At 71.9% G+C, this 25394-nt stretch carries 23 protein-coding genes; 3 read left to right on the top strand and 20 right to left on the bottom strand.

What is annotated here, in order from left to right:
- Window positions 1-402: 402 nt before the first annotated feature.
- Window positions 403-1239, bottom strand: a complete 837-nt coding sequence (locus ACA511_RS28740) for an ABC transporter permease (RefSeq protein ID WP_375027750.1) — start codon at window positions 1237-1239, stop codon at window positions 403-405.
- Entirely contained in the window at window positions 1236-2234 is a 999-nt protein-coding gene (locus ACA511_RS28735) for an ABC transporter ATP-binding protein (protein ID WP_375027749.1), read from the bottom strand. The genes ACA511_RS28740 and ACA511_RS28735 overlap by 4 nt, the downstream gene beginning before the upstream one ends.
- Window positions 2235-2370: 136 nt before the next feature.
- Here ACA511_RS28735 and ACA511_RS28730 point away from each other — a divergent pair, with 136 nt between their 5' ends.
- Together ACA511_RS28730 and ACA511_RS28725 are read left to right on the top strand one after the other, a co-directional pair.
- Window positions 2371-3240 (top strand): aldo/keto reductase, encoded by an 870-nt coding sequence (locus ACA511_RS28730; RefSeq protein WP_375027748.1) that lies wholly within the window; start codon window positions 2371-2373, stop codon window positions 3238-3240.
- Window positions 3241-3355: 115 nt separating this feature from the next.
- Window positions 3356-4222 carry an oxygenase MpaB family protein gene (locus tag ACA511_RS28725; RefSeq protein WP_375027747.1) on the top strand — a complete coding sequence of 289 codons (867 nt, stop codon included), beginning with the start codon at window positions 3356-3358 and terminating at the stop codon, window positions 4220-4222.
- Here ACA511_RS28725 and ACA511_RS28720 read toward each other — a convergent pair.
- The 6 genes from ACA511_RS28720 to ACA511_RS28695 all read right to left on the bottom strand — a co-directional run bounded on the left by ACA511_RS28720 (window position 4219) and on the right by ACA511_RS28695 (window position 10685).
- Window positions 4219-6987, bottom strand: a complete 2769-nt coding sequence (locus ACA511_RS28720; protein ID WP_375027746.1) for a DEAD/DEAH box helicase — start codon at window positions 6985-6987, stop codon at window positions 4219-4221. The genes ACA511_RS28725 and ACA511_RS28720 overlap by 4 nt on opposite strands.
- A 38-nt stretch (window positions 6988-7025) precedes the next feature.
- Entirely contained in the window at window positions 7026-7841 is an 816-nt protein-coding gene (gene tatC, locus ACA511_RS28715) for a twin-arginine translocase subunit TatC (RefSeq protein WP_375027745.1), read from the bottom strand.
- A 103-nt stretch (window positions 7842-7944) separates the two neighbouring features.
- Entirely contained in the window at window positions 7945-8319 is a 375-nt protein-coding gene (gene tatA, locus ACA511_RS28710) for a Sec-independent protein translocase subunit TatA (RefSeq protein ID WP_375027744.1), read from the bottom strand.
- Window positions 8320-8344: 25 nt separating this feature from the next.
- Window positions 8345-8566 carry a hypothetical protein gene (locus ACA511_RS28705; protein ID WP_375027743.1) on the bottom strand — a complete coding sequence of 74 codons (222 nt, stop codon included), beginning with the start codon at window positions 8564-8566 and terminating at the stop codon, window positions 8345-8347.
- A gap of 59 nt (window positions 8567-8625) precedes the next feature.
- Window positions 8626-9666 carry a helix-turn-helix transcriptional regulator gene (locus ACA511_RS28700; protein ID WP_375027742.1) on the bottom strand — a complete coding sequence of 347 codons (1041 nt, stop codon included), beginning with the start codon at window positions 9664-9666 and terminating at the stop codon, window positions 8626-8628.
- Window positions 9663-10685: a helix-turn-helix transcriptional regulator gene (locus ACA511_RS28695; protein ID WP_375027741.1), complete on the bottom strand. Its 1023-nt coding sequence runs from the start codon at window positions 10683-10685 to the stop codon at window positions 9663-9665. The genes ACA511_RS28700 and ACA511_RS28695 overlap by 4 nt, the downstream gene beginning before the upstream one ends.
- Before the next feature lie 105 nt (window positions 10686-10790).
- On the opposite strand from ACA511_RS28695, the gene ACA511_RS28690 reads away from it, so the two are divergent.
- Window positions 10791-11873, top strand: a complete 1083-nt coding sequence (locus ACA511_RS28690) for a DUF3866 family protein (protein WP_375027740.1) — start codon at window positions 10791-10793, stop codon at window positions 11871-11873.
- A gap of 3 nt (window positions 11874-11876) precedes the next feature.
- Here ACA511_RS28690 and ACA511_RS28685 read toward each other — a convergent pair whose 3' ends face one another.
- The 12 genes from ACA511_RS28685 to ACA511_RS28630 all read right to left on the bottom strand — a co-directional run bounded on the left by ACA511_RS28685 (window position 11877) and on the right by ACA511_RS28630 (window position 25365).
- On the bottom strand, window positions 11877-12398 hold the full coding sequence (locus ACA511_RS28685; RefSeq protein WP_375027739.1) for a DUF3291 domain-containing protein: 522 nt from the start codon (window positions 12396-12398) through the stop codon (window positions 11877-11879).
- A gap of 33 nt (window positions 12399-12431) precedes the next feature.
- Entirely contained in the window at window positions 12432-13088 is a 657-nt protein-coding gene (locus ACA511_RS28680; RefSeq protein ID WP_375027738.1) for a helix-turn-helix transcriptional regulator, read from the bottom strand.
- Between the two features lie 101 nt (window positions 13089-13189).
- A complete protein-coding gene (locus tag ACA511_RS28675; RefSeq protein ID WP_375027737.1) occupies window positions 13190-14098 on the bottom strand; it encodes an FKBP-type peptidyl-prolyl cis-trans isomerase in 909 nt (302 codons plus the stop codon).
- A 137-nt stretch (window positions 14099-14235) separates the two neighbouring features.
- The gene (pafA, locus tag ACA511_RS28670) at window positions 14236-15594 is read right to left on the bottom strand and encodes a Pup--protein ligase (protein WP_375027736.1); all 1359 of its coding nucleotides are present in this window, start codon (window positions 15592-15594) and stop codon (window positions 14236-14238) included.
- Window positions 15595-15824: 230 nt separating this feature from the next.
- Window positions 15825-16592 carry a proteasome subunit alpha gene (gene prcA / locus ACA511_RS28665; protein WP_375028079.1) on the bottom strand — a complete coding sequence of 256 codons (768 nt, stop codon included), beginning with the start codon at window positions 16590-16592 and terminating at the stop codon, window positions 15825-15827.
- A 21-nt stretch (window positions 16593-16613) separates the two neighbouring features.
- Window positions 16614-17459, bottom strand: a complete 846-nt coding sequence (prcB, locus tag ACA511_RS28660; protein WP_375027735.1) for a proteasome subunit beta — start codon at window positions 17457-17459, stop codon at window positions 16614-16616.
- A 217-nt stretch (window positions 17460-17676) separates the two neighbouring features.
- Window positions 17677-18822 (bottom strand): endonuclease VII domain-containing protein, encoded by a 1146-nt coding sequence (locus ACA511_RS28655; protein ID WP_375027734.1) that lies wholly within the window; start codon window positions 18820-18822, stop codon window positions 17677-17679.
- A gap of 108 nt (window positions 18823-18930) precedes the next feature.
- A complete protein-coding gene (locus tag ACA511_RS28650) occupies window positions 18931-19140 on the bottom strand; it encodes a ubiquitin-like protein Pup (protein WP_375027733.1) in 210 nt (69 codons plus the stop codon).
- A 283-nt stretch (window positions 19141-19423) separates the two neighbouring features.
- Entirely contained in the window at window positions 19424-20941 is a 1518-nt protein-coding gene (dop, locus tag ACA511_RS28645) for a depupylase/deamidase Dop (protein WP_375027732.1), read from the bottom strand.
- Between the two features lie 147 nt (window positions 20942-21088).
- Window positions 21089-22852: a proteasome ATPase gene (gene arc / locus ACA511_RS28640; RefSeq protein ID WP_375027731.1), complete on the bottom strand. Its 1764-nt coding sequence runs from the start codon at window positions 22850-22852 to the stop codon at window positions 21089-21091.
- 340 nt (window positions 22853-23192) lie between these two features.
- Window positions 23193-24113 carry a tRNA (adenine-N1)-methyltransferase gene (locus ACA511_RS28635; RefSeq protein ID WP_375027730.1) on the bottom strand — a complete coding sequence of 307 codons (921 nt, stop codon included), beginning with the start codon at window positions 24111-24113 and terminating at the stop codon, window positions 23193-23195.
- 73 nt (window positions 24114-24186) lie between these two features.
- On the bottom strand, window positions 24187-25365 hold the full coding sequence (locus ACA511_RS28630) for a M50 family metallopeptidase (protein ID WP_375027729.1): 1179 nt from the start codon (window positions 25363-25365) through the stop codon (window positions 24187-24189).
- Between the last annotated feature and the right edge of the window lie 29 nt (window positions 25366-25394).

Here is a 25394-nt window from a genome sequence, read left to right as displayed (position 1 = left end):
TGGTCATTCGCTTTAAGCAACTGCCCAATACGGTAGCCCCGAACCTTTGCCCCATGCAAGAGTCCAGAGCGGCAGCGTCCGCCGGGCGCACGGAAGCGGGCCCCGTGGGGGCGCGCATGGGCGGCGCGGACGGGGCAGCCACGCGGAAGGGCCCACGAGGGGCACGCCGCAGTGCGGGAAGCGCAGGCGCACAGTGGCCGCGCGGGCGGCGCGCCAAGGCCCGGGGGCGCGATGGCTCAAGGGGGGCGGTGGCCCAGTGGGCGCGCGGGCCGGTCGCCGTGAGGGCGATGGCGTGCGGCGGCGCGGTGTCCGGGACGCCGCGCGGGCGCGGCGGCGGGACGGCTCGCGCCGGAGCGTCCCCGCCGGGTCACGGCGGCGGGGACGCCGGACGGGCGCGGCAGGTCAGGCGTCGCGGCGTTTGAGCAGCCACGCGGCGACGGCGAGGAGCGCCGCCGTCCAGAGGGCGAACACGCCGTAGCCCTGCCAGGGCGTGAGGATGTCGTCGGGGCCCTGGTGGGCCTTGGCGATCAGGGTGCCCGCCTCCGACGGCAGGTAGGCGTGGATGTGGTCGCCGACGCTGCCCGGAAGCAGCATCGTCAGCGGCGCCAGGACCAGCACGAACGCGATGACGCCGGTGATGCCGCCGGCGGTGTGCCGCACGATCGCGCCGATGGCGAGCGCGAACAGGCCGAGCATCGCCAGGTACAGGCCGCCGCCGATCACGGCGCGCAGCACGCCCTCGTCGCCGAGGGAGACCTCGATCTTGCCGCTGCTCATCGCCGCGCCGATGAAGAACGACGCGAACGACACCGCGACGCCGAGGACGAGGACGACCAGCGCGAACACGGTGGCCTTGGCCCACAGCATCGGGAGCCGCCGCGGCACCGCGAGCAGGCTGGCGCGGATCATGCCGGTGGAGTACTCGGAGCCGATCACCAGCACGCCGAGGACGCAGACGGCGAGCTGGCTGAGGAAGAACCCGCTGCCGAGGATGAAGCTGACCGGGTCGGCGGCGATCTGCGCGCGGTCGGCGGCGCTCGTGTCGTCCCACTGGGCCATGGTGAGGCCGACGAGCAGCGCGGTGAACCCGAGGTCGAGGAGGACCAGCAGGATCAGCGACCACGCGGTGGACCGGACCGTGCGGATCTTCGTCCATTCGGCGAGCAGCAGCCGCCCGAAGCCGGGCCGCGGGTGGGCGGCGGCCGGGTCGGCGGCGGGCTGGGCGGTGGCCGTGGTCATCGGGGCTCCCCTTCCTGGCCGGCGGCGGCCCCCGGCAGGGCGCCGTGCGCCGCGTCCGGCGCGGCGCCGGGGACGGGCACGGGTCCGCCGGCGGCGCCGTACTCGACGCTGTCGCGGGTCAGTTCCATGAACGCCGACTCCAGGGAGCCGCGGCTCGGGGTCAGCTCGTGCAGGACGATCCCCTCGGCGGCTGCCAGCTCCCCGACGCGGGGCGCCTCCATGTGGGTGACGGTGATCAGGTCGCCGCCGTCGCCGGCCGGGGCGGCCTTGCCGCCCTCGGCGGCGACGGCGGCGGCGAGCCGCGCGGCCTCCGGGCTGCGGACCGTCACCATCTTCTCGGTGCTGCGCTCGATGAACTCCTCGGTGGAGCAGTCGGCGATCAGCCGGCCCCGGCCGATGACGATGAGGTGCTCGGCGGTGACGGCCATCTCGTTCATCAGGTGGCTGGAGACGAACACCGTCCGCCCCTCGGCGGCGAGCCGCTGCATGAGGGTGCGGATCCACACGATGCCCTCGGGGTCGAGGCCGTTGACGGGCTCGTCCAGGATGAGCACGGACGGGTCGCCGAGCAGCGCGGCGGCGATGCCGAGCCGCTGCCCCATGCCGAGGGAGAACCCGCCGGCGCGCTTGCGGGCCGGGCCGGCGAGGCCGACCAGGTCGATGACCTCGTCGACGCGCCTCTTGCCGATGCCCTGCGTCTGCGCCAGGCACAGCAGGTGGTTGTAGGCGCTGCGGCCGGTGTGCACGGCCCGCGCCTCCAGCAGCGCGCCGACGACGCGCAGCGGCGCGTTCAGGTCGCGGTAGTGGCGGCCGTGGATGCGCGCGTCGCCGCGGTCGGGCCGGTCCAGGCCGAGCAGCAGCCGCATGGTGGTGGACTTCCCCGCCCCGTTCGGGCCGAGGAATCCGGTCACCCGGCCGGGGACGACCGTGAACGACAGGTCGTCCACGGCGGTCTTGTCGCCGTAGCGTTTGGTGAGGTTCTCCGCCTCGATCATTCGCACTTCCCGGGCTGGTCGGCGGTCATCCGGTGATCACGATCACACTAGCGCGCCGCGCGCCGCGGCCGTCTCCTCCGCTGTGCGGAACCGCCTCCGCCCCGAGGAGGGTCCGCGGTCTCGGTAAGATCACGGCATGTCAGACTCTTCCGCGTCGCCGGCGCATTCCTCCGGCTCGTTCACCATCGGCGAGCACACCGTCCACCGCCTGGGCTACGGCGCGATGCGGCTGACCGGCCCGGGCACGTGGGGCCCGCCGCGCGACCGGGCGGAGGCGGTCCGGGTGCTGCGCCGCGCCGTCGAGCTGGGCGTCGACTTCATCGACACCGCCGACTCCTACGGCCCCTTCGTCAGCGAGGAGATCATCCGGGAGGCGCTGCACCCCTACCCGGAGGGCCTGCTGGTCGCGACGAAGGCGGGCTTCGTGCGGACGGGCCCGGACGAGTGGCACATGCTGGGCCGGCCCGCCTACCTGCGCCAGCAGGTCGAGATGAGCCTGCGGCGCCTCGGCGTGGAGCGGATCGGGCTGTTCCAGCTGCACCGGGTCGACCCGCAGGTGCCGCTCGCCGACCAGGTCGGGGAGCTGGCGAAGCTGCGCGACGAGGGCAAGATCGCCTCGATCGGCCTGTCGGAGGTCGGGGTGAAGGAGATCGAGGAGGCCCGCCGGGTCACCGCGATCGCCACCGTGCAGAACCGCTACAACCTCACCGACCGCGGCTCCGAGGACGTCCTGGAGCACTGCGCGGCGGAGGGCATCGGGTTCGTCCCGTGGTTCCCGATCAAGGCGGGGCGGCTGGCGCGGCCGGGCGGCCCGGTCGGCGAGATCGCCGCGGCGACCGGCGCGACGCCCGCCCAGGTGAGCCTGGCGTGGCTGCTGGCGCGGTCGCCGGTGGTGCTGCCGATCCCGGGGACGTCCACGGTGGCGCACCTGGAGGAGAACGTCGCGGCGGCCGGAGTGGCGCTCGGCGCCGAGCAGGTCGCCGCGCTCACCGCGCTCGGCTCCTGACGCGCCCGGGGCGGGAGGGCGCCGGCCCGCAGGCGCGCACCGGGGCGCTCTTATTGACCATTCGTCAATAATTGGGCGAGGATGGCGGCGAGGACCCGACCGCCGGGAGGCCCGCTTGCCCGCCACACCCCCGATCCCCACCCCCGAGGTCCTGGACGAGCGCCTCGCCGACCGCGACGTCCTGCGGACGCTGGCCGCCGAGCCCCTCGTCGGCCTCGCCGCCGGGCGGGCCCTGCTCATGCAGCTCGCTCACCCGGACGTCGCCCGGGGCGTCGCCGAGCACAGCGACTTCGCCGACCGCCCCCTCGCCCGCCTCTTCGGCACCCTCGACTTCCTGCTCATCGTCACCTTCGGGACGCCCGACCAGGTCGCCCGGATCGCCGCGAAGGTCCGCGGCATCCACGGGACGGTCCGCGGCGAGGGCTACTCCGGCAACGACCCGGACCTGCAGATGTGGGTCAACGCGACACTGATCGACTCGGCCCTGCACGTCCACGAGACCCTCATGCGGCCCCGCGGCGGCGAACTGCCCGAGGCCTACTACCGGCAGGCCCGCGTCGTCGCCGAGGTCCTCGGCTGCCCGCTGGAGTCCCAGCCGGCCGACCTGGCCGCGTTCCGCGCCTACATGGCCGAAACGCTCGCCGCGCTGGAGGTCACCGACACCGCCCGCGAGGTCGCCGGCGCCGTGCTGTGGCCGCGCAGGCTCCGCGTCCTGTTCCCCGCCCTGGCCGTGTTCCGGCTGGTCACCGCCGCGCTGCTGCCCGAGCCGCTGCGCGCCCAGTACGGGCTGCCGTGGACGCCCGCCCGCCGCCGCGCCGCCGGGCTGCTGCTCGGCGCCGCCTCGGCCGTCCACCGGGTGACGCCGGGCCCGCTGCGGCGGCCGCCGCAGCCGCTCCTCGTCCGGCTGGCGACCCACCGCGTCGACCGCACCCTGTCCGCCCGCCGCGACCGCCGCCGCGGCGACCGCGCCCCGGCCGGCTAGGCCACCGACGAGTAGGCGACGACGCCGCGGCGCATCGCGTCCATCGCGCGGCGCGCCGTCTTGCGGATGTGGCTGTTCGCCGGGGCCGCGTCGGCGACCTGGCCGAGCAGGTCCAGGAGCTGCTTGACCGCGCGGACGAAGTCCCCGGCGGTCAGGTCGCTCTCCAGCAGGACCTCGTCGAGGTCGTCGCCCTTCGCCCACCGGTACGCCGTCCACGCGAACCCCAGGTCGGGCTCGCGCAGGAACGACACCCGGTTGTCGCGCTCGACGGCGTCCAGCTCCCCCCACAGCCGCACCATCGCGGCCAGGGCGTCCTGCGCGGCGCCCGCCGGGGTGCGCGGCGGCGTCGCGTCGTCGGGCTGCCGCGACTCGTACACCAGCGCCGACACGCACGCGGCCAGCTCGGCGTGGTCGAGCCTCTCCCACAGGCCCTCGCGGAGGCTCTCCGCGGTGAGCAGGTCCAGCTCGTTGTAGATGCGGCCGAGGCGGCGGCCCTCCTCGGTGACGGAGTCGCCGTCGAGGTACCCCAGCTGCTGCAGGACGCCGCACACCCGGTCGAACGTCCGGGCGATCACCTGCGAGCGGCCCTCCACGCGGCGGCGCAGCTGCTCGGTCTCCCGCTCCAGCCGGTGGTACCGCTCGGCCCACCGGGCGTGGTCCTCGCGCTTGTCGCAGCCGTGCACGGCGTGCGCGCGCAGGGCGCCGCGCAGCCGGGCGATCTCGGCGTCCTCGGCGGCGGCGGAGTCGCCGCGGGCCCGCTTGCGGTCGCGGACGTCGTCGGGCACCCGGTTGCGCAGCGTCGACGCCAGGTCGCGGCGGTCCTGCGGGTTGCGGGGGCTGAACGACTTCGGGATCCGGATCCGGTCGACGGGCTCGACGGCGCGCGGGAAGTCCTGGACCGACAGCCGCTGCACCGACCGGTTGACCGTCAGCACCAGCGGCGCGGGCCCGTCCGAGCGGCGCCCCACCCCCGGGTCGAGGACGACGGCGAGGCCCGACCGCCGCCCCGTCGGCACCATGATCACGTCGCCGGGACGCAGGTGCTCCAGCGACCGCGCGGCCTCGGCGCGCCGCGCCGACGTCCGCTCCCGCGACAGCTCCGCCTCCCGGTCCGACAGCCGCCGACGCATCGCCGCGTACTCCATGAAGTCGCCCAGATGGCACTGCGCGGCCTCCGCGTACCCGTCCAGGGCCTCCTCGTTCTTGTGGACCTGCCGGGCCAGGCCGACGACGGCGCGATCGGCCTGGAACTGCGCGAACGACTCCTCCAGCAGCGTCCGGGCCCGCTCGTTCCCGACGGCGCCGACGAGGTTCACCGCCATGTTGTACGACGGCCGGAAACTGGAGTTCAGCGGGTAGGTGCGGGTGCCGGCGAGCCCGGCGACCGACGCCGGCTCCACGTTCGGCCCCCACACCACGACGGCGTGGCCCTCCACGTCGATGCCGCGCCGCCCGGCCCGCCCCGTCAGCTGCGTGTACTCGCCGGGGGTCAGGTCGACGTGCGCCTCCCCGTTCCACTTGTCGAGCTTCTCGATCACCACGGTGCGGGCCGGCATGTTGATGCCGAGCGCGAGCGTCTCCGTCGCGAACACCGCCTTGATCAGCCCGCGGGTGAACAGCTCCTCGACGATCTCCTTGAACTTCGGCAGCATCCCCGCGTGGTGGGCGGCGACGCCCCGCGCCAGCCCGTCGAGGAAGTCGCCGTAGCCGAGGATCCGCAGGTCCTCCTGCGCGATGTCGGCGGTGCGCAGCTCGGCGTGCGCGCGGATCTCCTCGGCCTCCTCCTTGGACGTCAGCCGGATCCCCGCGTGCAGGCACTGCAGCACGGCCGCGTCGCACCCGGCGCGGGAGAAGATGAACGTGATCGCCGGGAGCAGCCCGGCGCGCTCCAGCCGCTCGATCACGTCGGGCCGGGCCGGCGGCCGGAACCGCTGCGGGCGCGGCGCCCGCCGCCGCCCGGTGCGCCGCCCCTGGTTGACCTTGGCGCGGCGGACCTCCTCCACCGCCATCCGGGTCAGCTGCGGGTTCAGGTGGACCCGCCGGTCCCCACCCTTGCCGGTGTCGGCGAACAGGTCGTACAGCCGGGTTCCGACGAGCATGTGCTGGAACAGCGGGACGGGACGGTGCTCGTCCACGATCACCGCCGTGTCGCCGCGCACCTCGTGCAGCCACTCGCCGAACTCCTCGGCGTTGGACACCGTCGCCGACAGCGCCACGATCCGCACCGAGTCCGGAACGTGGATGATCACCTCTTCCCACACGGCGCCGCGGAACCGGTCGGCGAGGTAGTGCACCTCGTCCATCACGACGAACGCCAGCCCCGCGAGGGTCCGCGACCCCGCGTACAGCATGTTGCGCAGCACCTCGGTCGTCATCACGACGATCGGCGCCTCGCCGTTCACGCTGTTGTCGCCGGTGAGCAGCCCCACCTTCTCGGCCCCGTACCGGCGGACGAGGTCGGCGTACTTCTGGTTCGACAGCGCCTTGATCGGCGTGGTGTAGAAGCACTTGGTGCCGCCGGCCAGCGCGAGGTGGACGGCGAACTCCCCCACCACCGTCTTCCCGGATCCGGTGGGCGCGGCGACCAGGACGCCGCTGCCGCCCTCCAGCGCCTGGCACGCCTCCAGCTGGAACGGGTCCAGCTCGAAGTCGTACAGGGTGCGGAAGTCCAGCAGGGCCGGGCCGTGCCCCGCGGTGCGCGTGCGGTAGGCGGCGTACCGCTGAGCCGGGGTCTGTCCGGCCGACGTCGTGTCGGGGGTGGTCATACCTTCGAGCCTACGGTTTCGACCGGCCCGATACCCAATCAGCGGGCGGCGTCGCCCTTCTCCAGCTCGGCGTCGATCGCGTCGAGGTCCAGCGGGGACGCCTCGTCGTCGGGCAGTTCCGCGTACGGGTCGGGCCGCCGGGCCCGGCGGCGGTCGTTGAGGAACGCCAGCAGCGCCGCGATCTCGAACAGCAGCACGGTCGGCAGCGCCAGCGCGAGCATCGTGAACGGGTCGGCGCTCGGCGTCGCGACCGCCGCGAACACGAAGATGCCGAACAGGATCATCCGCTGGCTGCGCCGGATCCGCGCCGAGCTCAGCACCCCGGCCAGGTTCAGGACGACCACGAACAGCGGGAGCTCGAACGTCAGCCCGAACACCAGCAGCATCGTCAGTACGTAGCCGAGGTAGCTGTCGACGGTGATCAGCGGCTTGACGTCGTCGGCGACGAACCCCAGGAAGATCGCCAGGCCCTTGTCGACGGTCACGTACGCCAGCGCCGTGCCGACGAAGAACAGCGGGACGGCCGCGCCCAGGAACACGTACGTCCAGCGCCGCTCGCGCCCGTACAGGCCCGGCGCGATGAACGCCCACAGCTGGTACAGCCAGACCGGCGCGGAGATGACCGCCCCGATGATGCAGGAGATCTTCAGCTTCAGGAAGAACGAGGAGAAGATCCCGTTCACGAACAGGGAGCACTCGTCCTTGTCCACGACGTGGGACTGCGGCAGCGAGCAGTACGGCTGCTTGAGGAAGTCCCACACGGGGTCGAAGAGCAGCCAGCCGAGGATCGCGCCGAGCACGAAGGCCAGGATCGCCTTGATCAACCTGTTGCGCAGCTCACGGAGGTGGTCCATGAGGGGCATGCGACCGTCGGGGGCGGTGTCGCGCCTGCTCAGCTTCATCGTCGGCATTCAGGCTCGGGGGCGGGCGGGGAATCGTCGGGGCGGGCCGGGGCCGTCAGCCCTGGCGGAGCCGGTCGGGGTCCGACACCGGCACGCCCTGGATCGGCTCACCGGAACCGAGCGCCCCGCGCGGACGCTGCCCGGCCTCGCCGGCCGCCGCCTCGCGCTCCAGCCGCGCCGCCTCCTCGCGCAGCCGCGCCGCCTTCTCCCGCGCGTCCGGCTCACTCTGCGCCGGCTGCGCGGCCTGTGCGGCCTGCGCGGGCCGGTCCGCGGGCGCGTCGTCGTCCTCGCGCAGGCCCTTGGTCTCCGCCTTCAGGATCCGCGCCGACTTGCCGAGCGACCGGGCGAGCTGCGGCAGCTTCGCCGACCCGAAGATCAGCACGACCACCAGCAGGATGATGAGCAGTTCGGGAGTCCCGATGTTCGGCATGGCAATCCTCTTCAGCAGACGGCACTCACGGCGATCGTACGCCCTCGCCGGGCGGTTGTGGCGATCGGGCGTCGTCGAGACGGGACAGTTCATCGCGCAGCGCCGACTGTTTCGGTTCCAGCCGCCGCCTCGTGCGTTCCAGTTCACGGCCGAAACGCCGCACGCCCAGCCACACCTTGAAAGCGCACCAGGCGAGCACGGCCAGGCCGGCGAAGCCCAGCGCCACCGGTACCGCGACCCAGATCACGCGGCCACGCTACCCGATCCGCTCCGCCCCGCGCCCGTCCCGGCGCGGCCCCGCAGCGGTCACAGCACCCCGTACCGGGACAGCGCACGGGCGGCGTCCTCCCGCACCCCGGCCGCGACGCCGCCGGGCGCCACCACGCGGCCCTGGTCGCCGAGCCGCAGCGCCAGCCCCCGCACCCACCGCGCGTCCGGGGTCCGCAGGACGACCCGCAGCCGCCCCTCCCCCAGTTCCTGCACGCTCTCGCACGGGTAGTAGTCCGCCACCCACCGGCCGCGCGGCGTCAGCTCCAGCGTCACCGCCTCGTCCTGCGGCGACGGCCGGAACAGGCCCGCGTCCACGTCGATCGGCTCCGCCTCGTCCGGCACCTGCGCGGGCACGTCCAGCACCGACAGGTCGGCGATCCGGTCCAGCTTGAACAGCCGCACCGCCTCCGCCCGCCGGCACCACCCCTCCAGGTAGGTGTTGCCCTCCACCACCAGCAGCCGCATCGGGTCGACGTCCCGCTCGGTGTTCTCGTCCCGCGCCGGCACGTAGTAGGTGAGGTTCACGCGGCGGCCCGCGGAGATCGCGTCCCGCAGCACCCCGACGGCCGTGCGGGCCGGGTCCGCCGTCCCGCCGTAGGCGTCGACCTCCACCGCGACCTGGCTGGACGCCGCCGCCGCCTCACCCGCCGCGCTCTCCAGCTTCGCGATCACCCGGCTGAGCGCGTCCCGGTCGTTCAGATCGGGGATCCCGGCCAGCATCCGCAGCGCCACCAGCAGCGCGGACGCCTCGTCCACCTTCAGCCGCAGCGGCCGCGCGATCGACTCCGCCTCCGCCACCGTGATCTCCCCGCCCTCGTAGGACAGGTCGATCGGGCAGTACGGATCGGGCGCGCGCAGCTCCACGCACCACAGCAGGTTCAGGTCGTCGATCAGCTGCTTCTCGGTCACCCCGAACGCGGCCGCCGCCTCGCCGAGCGCCACCGAGTCGCGGTTCACCACGTACGGGACGAGCGCCAGCAGCCGCCCCAGCCGGTCGGTGGACGTCGTCGCGCCCGCCTTCGCCCCCGGCTTCGCACCCGCCTTCGCCGCGGCCTTCGCCGCCGTCCTGCCGGTCATCGGACCTCCCCCTCCTCCGCCGGATGCCCGCCGGCGCCCGCCAGCACCGACTTCAGGTGCTGGATCACCGCCTCCCGCAGATCCGGCGGGTCGAGCACCACCACGTCGTCGGCGAACCGCGCCAGGTACGGCGCGAACCGGTCCACGTCGCGGAACGTCAGGACCGCCTCGTCCCACTCCCCGTCCCACTCCCCGTCCCACGCCGCGTCCGCGGCCGGGCGCACGTCGCGGGCCCACCGCCGCGGCCCCTGCGCCGCGCCCCGCCGCAGCAGCACCGCCGCCGGGCGCGGCTCGGTCACCGGGTCGCCCCAGTCGAACGCGATGCGCCGCACGTCCACCCCGTCCGGGACCGTCACCGACCCCGCCGGCCCGTCCGCCGCGACCTCGCCCACGACGCGGCTCAGCCGGAACACCCGCTGCTCCTCGCGGTCGCGGTCGAAGCCCACCACGTACCAGCGGCCCCGGCGGCTCACCACGCCCCACGGCTCCAGGTGCCGCCGCGCCACCGACGTCCGCCCGATGCCCTGGTAGTCGAACGCGACCGGGCGGCCGTCGCGCACCGCCTCCCACAGCGCCGCGAACGACGGCTCGTGGGTGTTCACCCGCGGCTCGATCCCCACCGCGGGGGCCGCGTCGGTCTCCACCCCGGCGGCGCGCAGCTTCAGCAGCGCCCCCGACGCCGCCTCCGCCATGCTCGCCCGCTGCCACACCCGCGCCGCGAGGCCCAGCACCGCCGCCTCGTCCGGGGTCAGGTGGATGTCGGGCAGCTCGTAGGCCTGCGGCGGGATCCGGTACCCGATCTCCTCGCCGCCGCCGCCCTGCAGATCGCTGCCGACCTCCAGCGGGACGCCGAGCTCGCGCAGCTCCTCCTTGTCCCGCTCGAACATCCGCTTGAACGCCTCGTCGGAGTCCGGATAGCCGGGCACCGCCCGGCGGATCTGCTCGGCCGTCAGATAGCGCCGGGTCGCGAGCAGGCAGACCACCAGATTCAGCAGGCGCTCGGTCTTGCGCCGCGACACTTCGCCACCACCCCGTTCCCTCCGTGTCCCCCGCGTGGGCCCCGCCCCCGCCGGTGGGCCGATCGTCCCCACGAGCCGTCGTGCAGGACGCTACCGTTTCCCGGTGTGATCCGATGGCGCAAAGGCACAGTTGAGGACATCCGCCGCGAATGGCCGGGGGCGGTCGAGCTGAACGTCTCGATCGGGGGCGACGGCACGCACCGCGCCCTGGCCTACCCCGCCCTGGTGGGACGGCCCGAACCGGGCGATACCGTCCTGCTCAACACTACGGCCTTGGCGATGGGCCTCGGCACCGGCGGCTACGCGATGGTCGTCGCGGTCCCCGACCGGCTGCCCCCCGACCCCACCGGCCCCGGCCACCTCGTCAAGGCCCGCTACACGCCCCTCCAGGCCACCGTCCTCGGCGCCGACGAGCAGGACTCCCCCCACCACGCGCTGCTCCGCGACGCCGACTCCCTGGACGGCATGCCCGTCATCGTCGCCGACCTGCACTCCGCGCTGCCGCCCGTCCTCGCCGCGCTCCTCGCCGCCCGCCCCGCCACCCGCGCCGTCTACGTCATGCTGGACGGCGCGGCGCTCCCGTCCTGGTTCTCCATGTCCATCGCCCGCCTGAAGGACGCCGGGGCCCTCGCCGCCACCGTCACCGTCGGGCAGGCGTTCGGCGGCGACCTCGAAGCCGTCACCGTCCACACCGGGCTCCTCGCCGCACGGCTCGTCCTCGACGCCGAGGTCGTCGTCCTCGCCCAGGGCCCGGGGAACCTCGGAACCGGGACGACCTGGGGCTTCTCCGGCGTCTCGGCGGGCGAGGCCGTCAACGCCGCGTCCGTCCTCGGCGGCCGGCCCGTCGCCTCGCTGCGCGTCAGCCAGGGCGACGGGCGCGAACGCCACATCGGCGTCTCCCACCACTCCCTCACCGCCTACGGACGCGTCGCCCTCGCCGCCGCCGACGTCCCCGTCCCCGAACTCGGCGGGCCCTTCGGCGCCCGCGTCGCCGCCGAGGCCGCCCCGCTCGGCGACCGGCACCGGCTCGTGCCCGTCCCCGTCGACGGCCTCCACGACACCCTCAGGGCCGCCGAGAAGGACTGGGGCGTCCGGCTGTCCACCATGGGCCGCCGCCTGGACGAGGACCTCCCCTACTTCCTCGCCGCCGCCGCCGCGGGCCGCCACACCGCCGCCCTCCTCGGCTGATCCTCAGGCCGAGGTACCGAGATCTGCGCGGCGGAGGTCCGCGGCCTCCGCCCCGCCGGCGTCCGCGGCCTCCGCCGCCGTGTAGGACGCGTTGAACGTGAACGCCCGCGGCGACGGGCCGCCCTCGCGCAGCAGGGCGAGGCGCTCCAGCGCCTCCCCGACGGTCGGGACGTGGCCCGCCGGGATCCACCACATGACCAGATGCGCCTCCGCGTGCCGGCGGAACCACTCCCGGCGCCGCCGCATCGTCTCCAGGTGCGCGCTGCGGTAGACGAAGTCCCACAGCGCCTCCGCCGACTCCCACACCGAGAAGTTGACGATCACGCCGTCGCCGGCGGGGCGCATGCCGGTGGCGTCCGGCATGCCCTCCTCGACCAGCCGCCACACGAACCCGGGCGTCCGGTCGGCGAGCGCGTTGACGGGCTCCAGCAGCGCCACGAAGTCCGCCGTGCGCGGGTCGTCGAGCGGGTGGTGGAGCGTGGCGACGTTGAACTGGGCGAGATGGTACCGGGCGTCATCGGTCATGATCCCCACTTCAGCACGGCGCCCGCTTCTATGTCAATCCTGATTGTTTTTAGAAGGTTCGGCCGCCACACAGCACCAGCCCGGACGCGGATCCATCCGCACCCGCACCCCCGACCCCTCCGTCAGCCCCTCCAGCAGCGCCAGATTCATCCCGCACACGAGCGGCGGAAACTGCTCCGCCACCGCATGGAACGGGCAGTTGCGCATCCGCAGCACACCACCGCCCTCATCCGGGACGGGCTCATAGCCCCGCTCCGCCAGCACCCCCGCCAGACCGTCCAGCGCGCCCACCGTGCCCGCCGGCCCGCGCAGCGCCCGGCCCGTCCGCCGCGCCGCGTCCTGCAACTCCATGTCGAGGCCCGCTACCTCGGCCGCCTCCGCCAGCAGCCCCGCCGCCGTCCGGTAGTCCCGCGCCGGCACCGACACGCCCCGCTCCACCGCCGACCGCCGGTACACCTTCGCCGGACGCCCCGCCCCCGGCCCCGAACGGCCCGACAGACGCCGGCTCCCCGCCTCCAGCAGCCCGGCGTCCACCAGCTTGTCCAGATGGAACGCCGCCAGCGTCCGCGCCACGCCGGCCGCCTCCGCCGCCTCGTTCCGCCCCACCTCGCGCCCCTGCGCGGCCACGAACTCGTACAGCCGCCGCCGAACCGGATCCTGCAGCAGCGCGATCGCGTCGATGTCCTCCACCCCGCCATTCTAAGAACAACGAGGATGCGGCTTAGAACGAACGACGCGCCACAAAAGATCAGAGCGGGCGGGCCAGGTGCGGACGGGTCAGTGCGGGCGGGTCAGTGCGCGCCCAGCAGATCAACCACGAACACCAGCGTGTCGCTCCCCTTGATCCCGAACTGCGCCAGGCCCTTCGGCCCGTACCCCAGCGCCGGCGGCACCACCAGCAGCACCCGGCTCCCCACCCGCTGCCCCACCAGGCCCTGATCCCAGCCCTTCATCACCTGACCGGTCCCGATCACCGCCGCCGCCGGATGACCCGCCGACCACGACGAATCGAACACCTTCCCGTCCCGCCAGAAATACCCCCCGTACTGCAGCACCAGCAGCTGCCCCTCGCGCACCGCCGGACCGTCCCCCCGCACCAGCGTCCGCACCTGCAGCTTCCCCGGCGCCGCCGAACGCGGCACCGACACCACCGGCGCCTGCCCCGCCGGCGCCTCCGCCACCTCCGGCAGCCCCGGCCCGCCCACCGGCGCCTCCGCCTTCCCCCGCGGGCCCGCCGTCCTCGGATACACCGCCCGCACGTCCAGGACGTACACCAGCGTGTCGTCCGACCCCACCTGATGCTTCGGATCCCCCTTGTCGCCGAAACCGTCCTCCGGCGGAATCCGCGCCACCACCCGCGACCCCGCCCGCGACCCCTCGAACGCCTTCACCAGCCCCGGCACCAGCTGACCCGTCGGGAACGCCCCCGGCTGCCCCTTCGCGTAACTGCTCGCCAGCAGCTTCCGCCCGTCCTTGCTCCACCGGTAACCCACATAGTCGGCCACCACCAGATCACCCTTGCGGGCCGACGCGCCCTTCCCCTCCTGCAGCGTCTCCACCGCCAGAGAGCCGCCCGGCGCACCCTTCGGGAACTTCACCTCCGGCAGCTTCCCGAAATCACCCCGCACCGTGACATCCACCCCACCGCCGCCCCAGCAGCCCGCCGACAGCGCCAACGGCGCGGCGAGCACGACGACCACGGACAACAACCGGAAACGACGGCGCATACGGGGGGTCCTCCGAGGGGTGACGACCGCTACTGCGCGCTCACCCTACCGCCCGCGTGACATGCCAGTAGGCTCCGGCGCGCGTGTCGCGCCGGAGCCGCCCGCACCGGCTACATCCCCGCGATCAGCTTGTCGACCCGCTCGTCGACCGACCGGAACGGATCCTTGCACAGCACCGTCCGCTGCGCCTGATCGTTCAACTTCAAATGCACCCAGTCCACCGTGAAATCACGCCGCTTCTCCTGCGCCTTCCGGATGAACTCCCCCCGCAGCCGCGCCCGCGTCGTCTGCGGCGGAACCGACTTCGCCTCGAAGATGTCCAGATCACGCGTCACCCGGTCCACCGACCCCCGCTTCTCCAGCAGGTAGTACAGCCCCCGGTCACGATGCACGTCGTGGTACGTCAGATCCAGCTGCGCCACCCGCGGCGACGACAGCGGCAGATCGTACTTGCGGCGGTACCGCTCGATCAGCTTGTACTTCGTCACCCAGTCGATCTCCCGCGACACCAGGTCCAGATCCCCGGTCTCCACCGCCCGCAGCGTCCGCTCCCACAGCTCCAGCACCCGCTTCGCCGTCGCGTCCCCGCCGCGCGCGTCCACGAAGTCCTTCGCCTTGCCGAAGTACTCCTTCTGGATCTCCAGCGAACTCGCCTCCCGGCCGTTCGCCAGCCGCACCTTCCGCCGGCCCGTCATGTCATGGCTCACCTCGCGGATCGCCCGGATCGGGTTCTCCAGCGTCAGATCGCGCATCACCACCCCGGCCTCGATCATCCGCAGCACCAGATCGGTCGCCCCGACCTTCAGCAGCATCGTCGTCTCACTCATGTTCGAGTCACCGACGATCACATGCAGCCGCCGGAACCGCTCCGCGTCCGCGTGCGGCTCGTCCCGCGTATTGATGATCGGACGCGACCGCGTCGTCGCCGACGACACACCCTCCCAGATGTGCTCCGCCCGCTGCGACACGCAGTACACCGCACCCCGCGGCGTCTGCAACACCTTCCCCGCCCCGCAGATGATCTGCCGCGTCACCAGGTACGGGATCAGGACGTCGGCGAGCCTGCCGAACTCCCCATGCCGCCCCACCAGGTAATTCTCATGGCAGCCGTACGAGTTCCCCGCCGAATCCGTGTTGTTCTTGAACAGATAGATGTCACCGGCGATCCCCTCCTCACGGAGCCGCCGCTCGGCGTCCACCAGCAGACCCTCGAGAATCCGCTCGCCCGCCTTGTCATGCGTCACCAGATCGACGACGCTGTCGCACTCCGGCGTCGCGTACTCCGGATGACTCCCCACGTCCAGGTACAGCCGCGCCCCATTGCGAAGGAACACATTGCTGCTACGACCCCACGACACCACCCTCCGGAACAGATAGCGCGCCACCTCGTCCGGTGACAGCCGCCGCTGCCCGCGGAACGTACAGGTGACGCCGTACTCGTTCTCAAGCCCGAAGATGCGCCTGTCCACAACCAAGACCCTATGCGGCCCGGCCCCCACTTGGCAGTCTCTCGACCCCACCGTTTCCCGCGAACACCCGCACCGCCCGCACACCCGCACCGCCCGCACACCCGCACCGCCCGCACACCCGAGGCACGACGGACCCGCCGCGGCGAAGGCGGCCACCGCCACCCCGCCACGACGGGCCCGTCCCCGGCCCGGCCGGCGCCCCGCCACCCGGCGGCGCACCGGCCCGCGCCTCAGTCCTCGTCCTCCCCCGGCGCCGACCCGGCGGACCCACCGGACTCCGCGCCCTCCGCCGCGCTCCCCTGCCCGCCGGCCCCCTCCGCCGCCGACAGCAGATCCGCGATCCGCGCCGCCGCCAGCCGCTTGAACAGCCGGTGCTCACGATTGCGATCCAGCACCGCGACCTCCAGCGACGTCGCCTCCAGATGCCGGTCCGCGTCCTGCGCCTCCAGCGCCCGCACCGCCGTCCGCAAGGCCTCCACCAGCGACGAACCCTCGCGATAGCCGTCCTTCAACGACTGCGCCACCGCATCGGCCTGCCCGCCCATCGCCACATAACCGTGCTCGTCCGCCACCGAACCGTCGAACGTCAGCCGGTAGATCTGGTCGGTGTCCGAGTCCTCCCCCACCTCCGCGACGACCAGCTCCACCTCGTACGGCTTGTTCGTCTCCGTGAAGATCGTCCCCAGCGACTGCGCGTACACGTTCGCCAGCCCCCGCGCCGTCACGTCCCGGCGGTCGTACTGGTACCCGTTGATGTCGGCGTACCGCACCCCGCCCAACCGCAGATTCTCGAACTCGTTGTACTTCCCCACCGCCGCGAACGCGATCCGGTCGTAGATCTCACTGATCTTGTGCAGCGCCCGCGACGGATTGTCCGCCACGAACAGGATGCCGTCGTCGTACTGCAGAACCACGACACTGCGGCCCCGCGCGATCCCTTTCCGCGCGTAATCCGCCTTGTCCTTCATCTGCTGTTCGGGCGACACATAGAACGGCATGGACACCGGTCAGGATCCCTTCTATCGCAGCGGGGCGGTCGGACCGCCCGGCGAGTCGTAACGTCCGTCGACGACGGCCTGCGCCAGCGCGCCCACCTCGTCCTCGCCCAGGCGGCGATACCCGTCCGACGTCACCGACGCCACCACCGGGAAGATGCGGCGCGCCAGGTCGGGCCCGCCCGTCGCCGAGTCGTCGTCCGCCGCGTCGTACAGCGACTGCACGCACACCAGCGCCGCGTCCTCCGCCGACAGGTCCGCCCGGTACAGCTTCTTCAGCGCGCCCCGCGCGAACACCGACCCCGAGCCGATCGAGTGGAAGTCCCGCTCCTCGTACCGGCCCCCCGCCGGGTCGTAGGAGAAGATCCGCCCCCCGTCGCGCTCCTCGTCATAGCCCGCGAACAGCGGCACCACCGCCAGGCCCTGCATCGCCATCCCCAGGTTCTGCCGCACCATCGTCGCCAGCCGGTTCGCCTTGCCCTCCACCGACAGCGTCCGGCCCTCGCGCTTCTCGTAGTGCTCGAGCTCCACCTGGAACAGCCGCACCATCTCGATCCCGATGCCGGCCGTACCCGCGATCGCGATCGCGGAGAACTCGTCCGCCCGGAACACCTTCTCGATGTCGCGCTGCGCGATGACGTTGCCCGCCGTGGCCCGCCGGTCCCCCGCCATCACCACCCCGCCGGGAAAGCCCACCGCGACGATCGTCGTCCCGTGCGGGATGTCGTCCCCCGCCCGTGACGACGGCGGCGTCCGCCCGCCGGGCAGCGACTGCGGGGAGTACGCCCCCAGGAACTCGGTGAACGACGACGTATCCGGGCTCGCGAACAACCCGGGCAGACGCCCGATGTGCGAATCGTGGGACGCCACGCGACTCCCTTCCCTCCACCATGGCGCCGGCTGGACAACCCCACCGGCACGGACGTCTACGACCCTACTGTTCAAGGTCGCCCGAGCGCATGCCACGCGATCCCCGCCCGCGTAAGCCCACGGCGAACCCCGCCCCGGCACCACCGCGACCGGACACGATGGCATGAGAGCCCGCACCCCTCATCGCGGGCGCTCACCCAATTGCGCGGCTCGGCGCTCAGCCGAGCATCGGTGCGCCGTCCTGGTCCAAGTCGTCCCACGTCGGCATGTCGAGTTCCTCGTCGAACGGCAGGGACTCCCTGCGGTACCGGCCGTCCTCTTCCCAGAACTCCTTCCAACCGCCTTTCGGAACCGTCGCCGGGTCGACGTCCGGAACGGTCAGCGACAAACGCGTGCCGCCGTCCTCACCGGTCACCGTCTTCACCAGGCGACCCGTCACATAGTCCGCCGCGCGCCGCAAGGCGATCGGGTCGTCCCTCAGCTGCCCCATGCCCGCGTTGCATCTCGAACACGCCAAGCCGCGCACGGCTCCCGTCCTGTGATCGTGGTCGACGTGCTCAGCCGGAAGGTCGCAGCACACGGCGCAGTAGCCGACCTGGATCCCGAGGAGCCACTTCGTGTCCTCATCGTTGATCCCGTACTTCTGACGCAGGTGGTAGTGCCGCGCCGACCGCAGCGCGTCCCCCCTCGTGCGCCAGAACGGGTCCCATCGGACGCGGTCGGGCCCTCCGAAGACCGGTGCGCCGATCTCTATCCGCATCCGCCTGGCGTGGGCCCCCCGCAGTTCGAGGTGGTCCGCGGCAAGGCGCATGAGGGCCGGGTCGTCGCTGAACTGCCCGAGCCCTCCGTTGCACTTGAAGCAGAGCATGCGGCGGACGAGGCCCGTCAGGTGGTCGTGGTCGACGTGCTTCGGCTCAGCCCGCAGGCAGATCGCGCAGACACCGCCCTGCTCGGCGATCATCTGCTCCACCCGCTCCTCGGTGACGCCGTACCGAAGCTTCAGCAGATAGTTGCGGGTGCTCCCGTGGTTGCGCTTCTTGATCTCCGCGATGGCCTCATTGTGACAGGGGCGGCAGTAGTCGGTCAGCCCCGAACGGGTGGCGCGGTTCTTTCCGAATGCGCCGACCGGTTTCGTCTCATCGCACCGTGCGCAGTGCTTCATCCCTTCCGGGACTTCGGGGCGCTTTCGATATGCTCGCGTCTTCTGACCGGCCTCGGCTTGCTTCTTCCGATAAGAGCGGCTGTTCCGCAAGCTGAAGCACACCTTGCAGTAGTAGGCCAGCCCATCCTTGGACGCCTTCAGCTTCCAGAACTCCGAAACCGGCTTGGCCTCACCGCAGTCGGGGCATTTCTTGAACGACATGGGCGGGACTTTACTCGTCCCGCCCATGCCTTGCATCCATTTTTAAGTTGTCAGAGAGCGCCAGAAAGGCTCACTTTCCTCCGATTCGCACGATGTCCGTTTTGGGTGTTATTGTCCGCCTTTTTGGACGTACGCGCGGACGAAGTCTTCTGCGTTCTCTTCCAATACTTCGTCTATTTCGTCCAGAATTGAGTCCACGTCGTCGGTGAGCTTCTCCTGGCGCTCTTGCACGTCCTCGGTGGTCGTGGCCTCGGTCTCCTCGACCTCTTCCGTGCGCCGGGTGGTCTGCTTCTGCCCGCCGGTGTCCTTCGTGGCCATTCCGTACCTCCGCTCTGCCGGTGCCTCCGACCCTAGCCGGGATCTTCGACGACTAGCGGATCTTGAAACGTCCGTTTCGCCGTCTCCGTCCCCGAGGTCCGGGGGCATGCTCGGGTTATCGCCGGTCCGCCGGCCAGTGAAACGGGCATAGCGGTCACGAAACCGACACCTCACCCGTCGGTGCAGGTCAGCGGGGCGATGGGGCTCGATAGTCACACTATCCAATGGCGCGCGAAAGGGCCGGGAGGCGCTCGCGCGCCGCCCGGCCCCGGAAGGCCGTGAGTCAGCCCTGGCCGGTCAGCGTGGCCACCAGGTCGGCCGCGGTGCGGCAGCGGTCCAGGAGGGCGCCCACGTGCTGCTTGGTGCCGCGGAGGGGCTCCAGGGTCGGGACGCGCTGGAGCGACTCCCGGCCGGGGACGTCGAAGATGACCGAGTCCCAGGAGGCGGCGGCGACGGACTCGGCGTACTGGCGCAGGCAGCGGCCGCGGAAGTAGGCCCTGGTGTCCTCCGGCGGGTCCTCCACGGCGGCCTCGACGTCGGCCTCGGTGACGAGGCGGTCGATGCGGCCGCGGTCCACGAGGCGGTTGTAGAGCCCCTTGTCGGGCCGGATGTCGGTGTACTGCAGGTCGACGAGTTGCAGTCGCGGGTGGGACCAGTCGAGGCCGTCGCGGCTGCGGTAGCCCTCCAGGAGGGCCAGCTTGGCGACCCAGTCGAGTTCGCGGGAGAGCTGCATGGGGTCGTCGCCGAGGCGGTGCAGGACGGACTCCCAGCGGTCGAGGACGTCCGTGGTCATCTCGTCGACGTCGGCGCCGAAGCGGTCCTCGACGTACTTGCGGGACTGCTCGAGGTACTCCATCTGGAGCTGGACGGCGGTCATCTTGCGGCCGTCGCGGAGGGTGAGCAGGTGCTTGCAGGACGGGTCGTGGGAGACGGCGCGGAGGGCGGCGACGGGCATGTCGACGGAGAGGTCGACGGTGAGGAAGCCGTCCTCGATCATGGCGAGGACGAGGGAGGTGGTGCCGAGCTTGAGGTAGGTGGACAGCTCGGCCATGTTGGCGTCGCCGATGATGACGTGGAGCCGCCGGTACTTCTCGGGGTCGGCGTGGGGTTCGTCGCGGGTGTTGATGATGGGCCGCTTGAGGGTGGTCTCCAGGCCGACCTCGACCTCGAAGAAGTCGGCGCGCTGGCTGATCTGGAAGCCGTCGCCGCGGCCGTCGACGCCGATGCCGACGCGGCCGGCGCCGCAGACGACCTGGCGGGAGACGAAGAAGGGGGTGAGGTGCCGGACGATGTCGGCGAAGGGGGTCTCGCGGCGCATGAGGTAGTTCTCATGGCAGCCGTAGGAGGCGCCCTTGTTGTCGGTGTTGTTCTTGTAGAGCTGGATGGGGTGGGTGCCGGGGACGAGGGCGGCGCGCTGGGCGGCGTCGGCCATGACGCGTTCGCCGGCCTTGTCCCACATGACGGCGTCGCGGGGGTTGGTGCATTCGGGCGCGGAGTACTCGGGGTGGGCGTGGTCGACGTAGAGGCGGGCGCCGTTGGTGAGGATGACGTTGGCGAGGCCGAGGTCCTCGTCGGTGAGCTGGGTGGGGTCGGCGACCTCGCGGGCCAGGTCGAAGCCGCGTGCGTCCCGGAGGGGGTTCTCCTCCTCGAAGTCCCAGCGGGCTCTGCGCGCCCGTGCCGCCGATGCCGCGAGGTAGGCGTTGACGACCTGGGAGGAGGTCACCATCGCGTTGGCCCCTGGCTGGCCGGGTACGGAGATGCCGTACTCGGTCTCGATGCCCATCACCCGCCGAACACTCATATCGTCGAGCCTATCGGGGCGGCGGGGGTGGAGCCACGGGACCGGGGTGTCGCGGGGGGTGTGGCGCGGCCGGGCCGGGGGCGGACGCGGGCGCGGCGGCCTCCCTTCCGGGGGGCCGCCGCGCGGTTTCCGTCATGGTGCGGGGCGTTACAGGTACTGGCCGGTGTTGGCGACGGTGTCGATGGACCGTCCGGCCTCGGCGCCCTTGGTTCCGGAGACGAGGGTGCGGATGTAGACGATCCGTTCGCCCTTCTTTCCGGAGATGCGGGCCCAGTCGTCGGGGTTGGTGGTGTTGGGCAGGTCCTCGTTCTCGCTGAACTCGTCGACGCAGGCGGCGAGGAGGTGGGCGACGCGGAGGCCCTTCTGGCCGGTGTCGAGGAACTGCTTGATGGCCATCTTCTTGGCGCGGTCGACGATGTTCTGGATCATCGCGCCGGAGTTGAAGTCCTTGAAGAAGAGGACTTCCTTGTCGCCGTTGGCGTAGGTGACCTCCAGGAAGCGGTTCTCCTCGCTTTCGGTGTACATGCGTTCGACGGTCCGCTGGATCATGGCCTCGACGGTGGCCTCTTCGGAGCCGCCGTGCTCCTTGAGGTCGTCGGGGTGGAGCGGGAGTCCGCCGAGGATGTACTTGGAGAAGATGTCCTTGGCGGCTTCGGCGTCGGGTCGTTCGATCTTGATTTTGACGTCGAGGCGGCCGGGGCGCAGGATCGCGGGGTCGATCATGTCCTCGCGGTTGGACGCGCCGATGACGATGACGTTCTCCAGGCCTTCGACGCCGTCGATCTCGCTGAGGAGCTGCGGGACGATGGTGTTCTCGACGTCGGAGGAGACTCCGGAGCCTCGGGTGCGGAAGATGGAGTCCATCTCGTCGAAGAAGACGATGACGGGGGTTCCGGCGGACGCCTTCTCGCGGGCGCGCTGGAAGACGAGGCGGATGTGCCGCTCCGTCTCGCCGACGTACTTGTTGAGAAGTTCGGGGCCCTTGATGTTGAGGAAGAAGCTCTTGCCTTCGGCGCCGGTCTGCTCGGCGACCTTCTTGGCCAGCGAGTTGGCGACGGCCTTGGCGATGAGGGTCTTGCCGCATCCCGGGGGCCCGTAGAGGAGGACGCCCTTGGGCGGCCTGAGCTGGTGTTCGCGGAAGAGGTCGGCGTGCAGGTAGGGAAGTTCCACGGCGTCGCGGATCATTTCGATCTGGGAGCCGAGTCCGCCGATCTCGTTGTAGGAGATGTCGGGGACCTCTTCGAGGACGAGTTCTTCGACCTCGGCTTTGTGGATCTTCTCGTAGGCGTAGCCGGACCTGGGTTCGAGCATGAGGGAGTCGCCGGCGCGCAGCGGGACTCCGCGGAGCGGTTCGGCGAGTTTGACGACGCGTTCCTCGTCGGCGTGCGCGATGACGAGGGCGCGTTCCCCGTCGTCGAAGAGTTCCTTGAGCATGACGACTTCGCCCTGCTCTTCGAATTGGAGTGCTTCGACGACGTTGAGGGCCTCGTTGAGCATGACCTCTTGGCCCCGTTGGAGCTCGTCGGTGTCGACGGCGGGGCTGACGTTCACGCGGAGTTTGCGTCCTCCGGTGAAGATGTCGACCGTTCCGTCGTCGCGTGTTTCGAGGAAGACACCGAATCCGGACGGTGGTTGTGCGAGCCTGTCGACCTCCTCCTTGAGCGCCACGATCTGTTCGCGAGCCTCTTTGAGGGTCGCTACGAGTCGCTCGTTCTGGCCGGTTACGGCGGCCAGGTTCGCTTGTGCCTCATGGAGGCGTTCTTCCAGCACACGTACTTGGCGCGGGGATTCTGCGAGCTTGCGGCGCAGCACGGAGATCTCCTCCTCCAGGAAGGAGATCTGCGTTTGGAGGTCTCTGACCTCCTTTTCGTGCTGCGCCCTGCGCGCCCCAGCATCGTCACGAGCGGCCACGCCCCGTCACCTCCTCACGAAGAGAGCCGACGACCTACTGAGACCCTACCTATCTGGAGGGCTTCCGTAACCTGCCCATTCGGTGTTCGTGTCGTGCGGGGGTGTTCCCGGGGGGTTGGGAGGGGTGCTGCGGGGGTGGTGTGGGGCGGGGGGTTACGGGGCGTGGACCTGGGGGTTCGCGGGTTCGGGCGTGTCGTGACGGGGGGTTTGCCGAGTTCGGTGAGTGTGCGGCGCGTCTCGGGGCGCGGATGTGCCGGTGCGGCGCGTCGTGGCGCGTCGCGGCGGGGTGGGCGCAGGGGCGGTGACGGTGTGCGACGGCCCGGGGGCGGCGGGGTGTGATCTAGGACTCGGTGGTGCGTCCGGGCGTGGCGTCGTCGGCGGGTGCGGGGTGGGCGCCTTTGGCGGGGCGGCGGCGGCGGGCGGGCGGGGTGACGCCGTCGGCGAGGCGGCGGGCGGTGACGAGGAAGCCGGTGTGGCCGACCATGCGGTGGTCGGGGCGGACTGCGAGGCCGTCGACGTGCCAGGAGCGGAGCATGGTCTCGAAGGCGTAGGGCTCGGCGAAGCCTCCTTGGGCGCGGAGGTCTTCGACGACGCGGGACATCTGGGTGGTGGTGGCGATGTAGGCGCAGACCATGCCGCCGGGGATGAGGGCCTTGGCGACGGCGTCGAGGGTCTCCCAGGGGGCGAGCATGTCGAGGACGACGCGGTCGGCGTCGTTTTCGGTGAGGGCGTGTTCGAGGGAGCCGACGGTGAGGCGCCAGGCGGGGTGGGGGCCGGCGAAGAACTTCTCGACGTTCGCGCGGGCGATGTCGGCGAAGTCGGGGCGGCGTTCGTAGGAGGAGACGAGGCCGTGTTCGCCGACGGCGCGCAGGAGGGAGCAGGTGAGGGCGCCGGATCCGGCGCCGGCCTCGATGACGCGGGCGCCGGGGAAGATGTCGGCCATGGCGATGATCTGGGCGGCGTCCTTGGGGTAGACGACGGCGGCGCCGCGGGGCATGCGGAGGGTGTAGTCGGCGAGGAGGGGGCGGAAGGCGAGGTATTCGATGCCGCCGGTGGAGCGGAAGACGGTGCCTTCGGGGCTGCCGATGATGTCGTCGTGGGGGATGGAGCCTTTGTGGGAGTGGTAGAGCTTGCCCGGTTGGAGGGTGATGGTGTTGATGCGGCCCTTGGGGTCGGTGAGCTGAACCTGGTCGCCGGGGCGGAGGGGGCCGTGGGGGATGCGGCCGGGTGAGGTGGGTTCGTTCGGCTGGGGTTCGCTCATGGGGGTCAAGGCTAGCGGCGGGCGCGGGCAGGTCAGGCCCTCGCGGGGGCCGGGGGCGGTGGGCCGGGGCGGGTCAGATTCCGGTGAAGGTGCGGTCGACGTCGGTGACGGCGAGGACGCCGTAGACGCTGCCGTCGGGTTCGATGAGGAGGTATTCGGAGGCGGGGGCGCGGCGGAGTGCGTCGAGGAGGTCGTCGCCGGTGATGTCGGCGGGGAGGGTGAGGTCGTCGTGGATGCCGCGGGAGAGTTCGCCGGCGGTGATCCAGGGGCGGCGGTGCTCGGGGGTGGCGGTGACGGCCTTCTCGTTGACGAGGCCGAGGGGGCGGCCGTCGTGGTCGGCGATGACGATGGCGCCGGCGTGGTCGTCGTGGGCGCGGCGGATGGCTTCGGCGAGGGGGGTGCTGGCGGTGACGAGGGTGGCGCGGCGGGCGAGGCTGCGGGCCGACAGGAGGGGGATGCGGTCGCGGACGCGTTCGGCGCGGATGGCCTGGGTGGCGCCGACCCAGATGAAGGAGGCGATGAGGGCGGACCAGAGGAGGGCGAGCCAGCCGATGCCGCCGTCGGCGGTGGTGTAGGTGGCGAGGAAGGCGCCGGCGACGAGGCAGCCGATGGCGACGGCGCGGCCGACCCAGCCGGCGAAGATGGCGCCGCTGCGGCTGCGTCCGGTGGCCTTCCAGACGGCGGCGCGGACGAGGCGTCCGCCGTCGAGGGGGAGGCCGGGCAGGAGGTTGAAGAGGCCGACGAGGAGGTTGGCGAAGGTGAGGGCTTCGAGGAGGAGTAGGGCGACGTCGGGGAGGGCGAGGGTGGCGTGGGCGAGGAGGCCGAGTCCGGCGAGGACGAGGTTGGTGAGGGGGCCGGCGAAGGCGATGAGGAATTCGCGGCCGGGGTTGGGGGCTTCGCGTTCGATGGCGGTTTCGCCGCCGAGGACGTGGAGGGTGACGGAGCGGACGGGGAGTCCGAAGATGCGCGCGGTGACGGCGTGGCTGAGTTCGTGGACGAAGACGGAGCCGTAGAGGAGGACGGCGTAGGTGAAGGCGACGAGGTAGCTGAGGGGGCGGTCGACGACGTCGTGGACTTGGCCTTCGAACATGACGGTGACGAGGATGGCGACCAGGAACCAGCTGGGTGAGACGTAGACGGGGACGCCGAGGACGCGGCCCATGTGGAGGCCGGGCCTCTGGGTGGGGCCGTCGTCGGGTCCGGGGCCTCCGGCCGGTGTCTTGCCCTGGGTCGGGGGCGCGCTGTGTGTCACGTCTTCGATGCTACGGCCCCGGCGGGCGG

This window comes from Actinomadura sp. GTD37, from assembly GCF_041951365.1.
In the GTDB taxonomy this organism is placed as follows: domain Bacteria; phylum Actinomycetota; class Actinomycetes; order Streptosporangiales; family Streptosporangiaceae; genus Spirillospora.
This window is presented reverse-complemented; position numbering and strand designations above follow the sequence as displayed.

Excerpts from the sequence above, each read along its gene's own strand:
- ACA511_RS28740 (WP_375027750.1), bottom strand. The coding sequence starts at position 1,239 with ATGACCACGGCCACCGCCCAGCCCGCCGCCGACCCGGCCGCCGCCCAC.
- ACA511_RS28735 (WP_375027749.1), bottom strand. The coding sequence starts at position 2,234 with ATGATCGAGGCGGAGAACCTCACCAAACGCTACGGCGACAAGACCGCC.
- ACA511_RS28730 (WP_375027748.1), top strand. The coding sequence starts at position 2,371 with ATGTCAGACTCTTCCGCGTCGCCGGCGCATTCCTCCGGCTCGTTCACC.
- ACA511_RS28720 (WP_375027746.1), bottom strand. The coding sequence starts at position 6,987 with ATGACCACCCCCGACACGACGTCGGCCGGACAGACCCCGGCTCAGCGG.
- tatC (WP_375027745.1), bottom strand. The coding sequence starts at position 7,841 with ATGGACCACCTCCGTGAGCTGCGCAACAGGTTGATCAAGGCGATCCTG.
- tatA (WP_375027744.1), bottom strand. The coding sequence starts at position 8,319 with ATGCCGAACATCGGGACTCCCGAACTGCTCATCATCCTGCTGGTGGTC.
- ACA511_RS28700 (WP_375027742.1), bottom strand. The coding sequence starts at position 9,666 with ATGACCGGCAGGACGGCGGCGAAGGCCGCGGCGAAGGCGGGTGCGAAG.
- ACA511_RS28685 (WP_375027739.1), bottom strand. The coding sequence starts at position 12,398 with ATGACCGATGACGCCCGGTACCATCTCGCCCAGTTCAACGTCGCCACG.
- prcA (WP_375028079.1), bottom strand. The coding sequence starts at position 16,592 with ATGCCGTTCTATGTGTCGCCCGAACAGCAGATGAAGGACAAGGCGGAT.
- ACA511_RS28655 (WP_375027734.1), bottom strand. The coding sequence starts at position 18,822 with ATGTCGTTCAAGAAATGCCCCGACTGCGGTGAGGCCAAGCCGGTTTCG.
- ACA511_RS28650 (WP_375027733.1), bottom strand. The coding sequence starts at position 19,140 with ATGGCCACGAAGGACACCGGCGGGCAGAAGCAGACCACCCGGCGCACG.
- dop (WP_375027732.1), bottom strand. The coding sequence starts at position 20,941 with ATGAGTGTTCGGCGGGTGATGGGCATCGAGACCGAGTACGGCATCTCC.
- ACA511_RS28635 (WP_375027730.1), bottom strand. The coding sequence starts at position 24,113 with ATGAGCGAACCCCAGCCGAACGAACCCACCTCACCCGGCCGCATCCCC.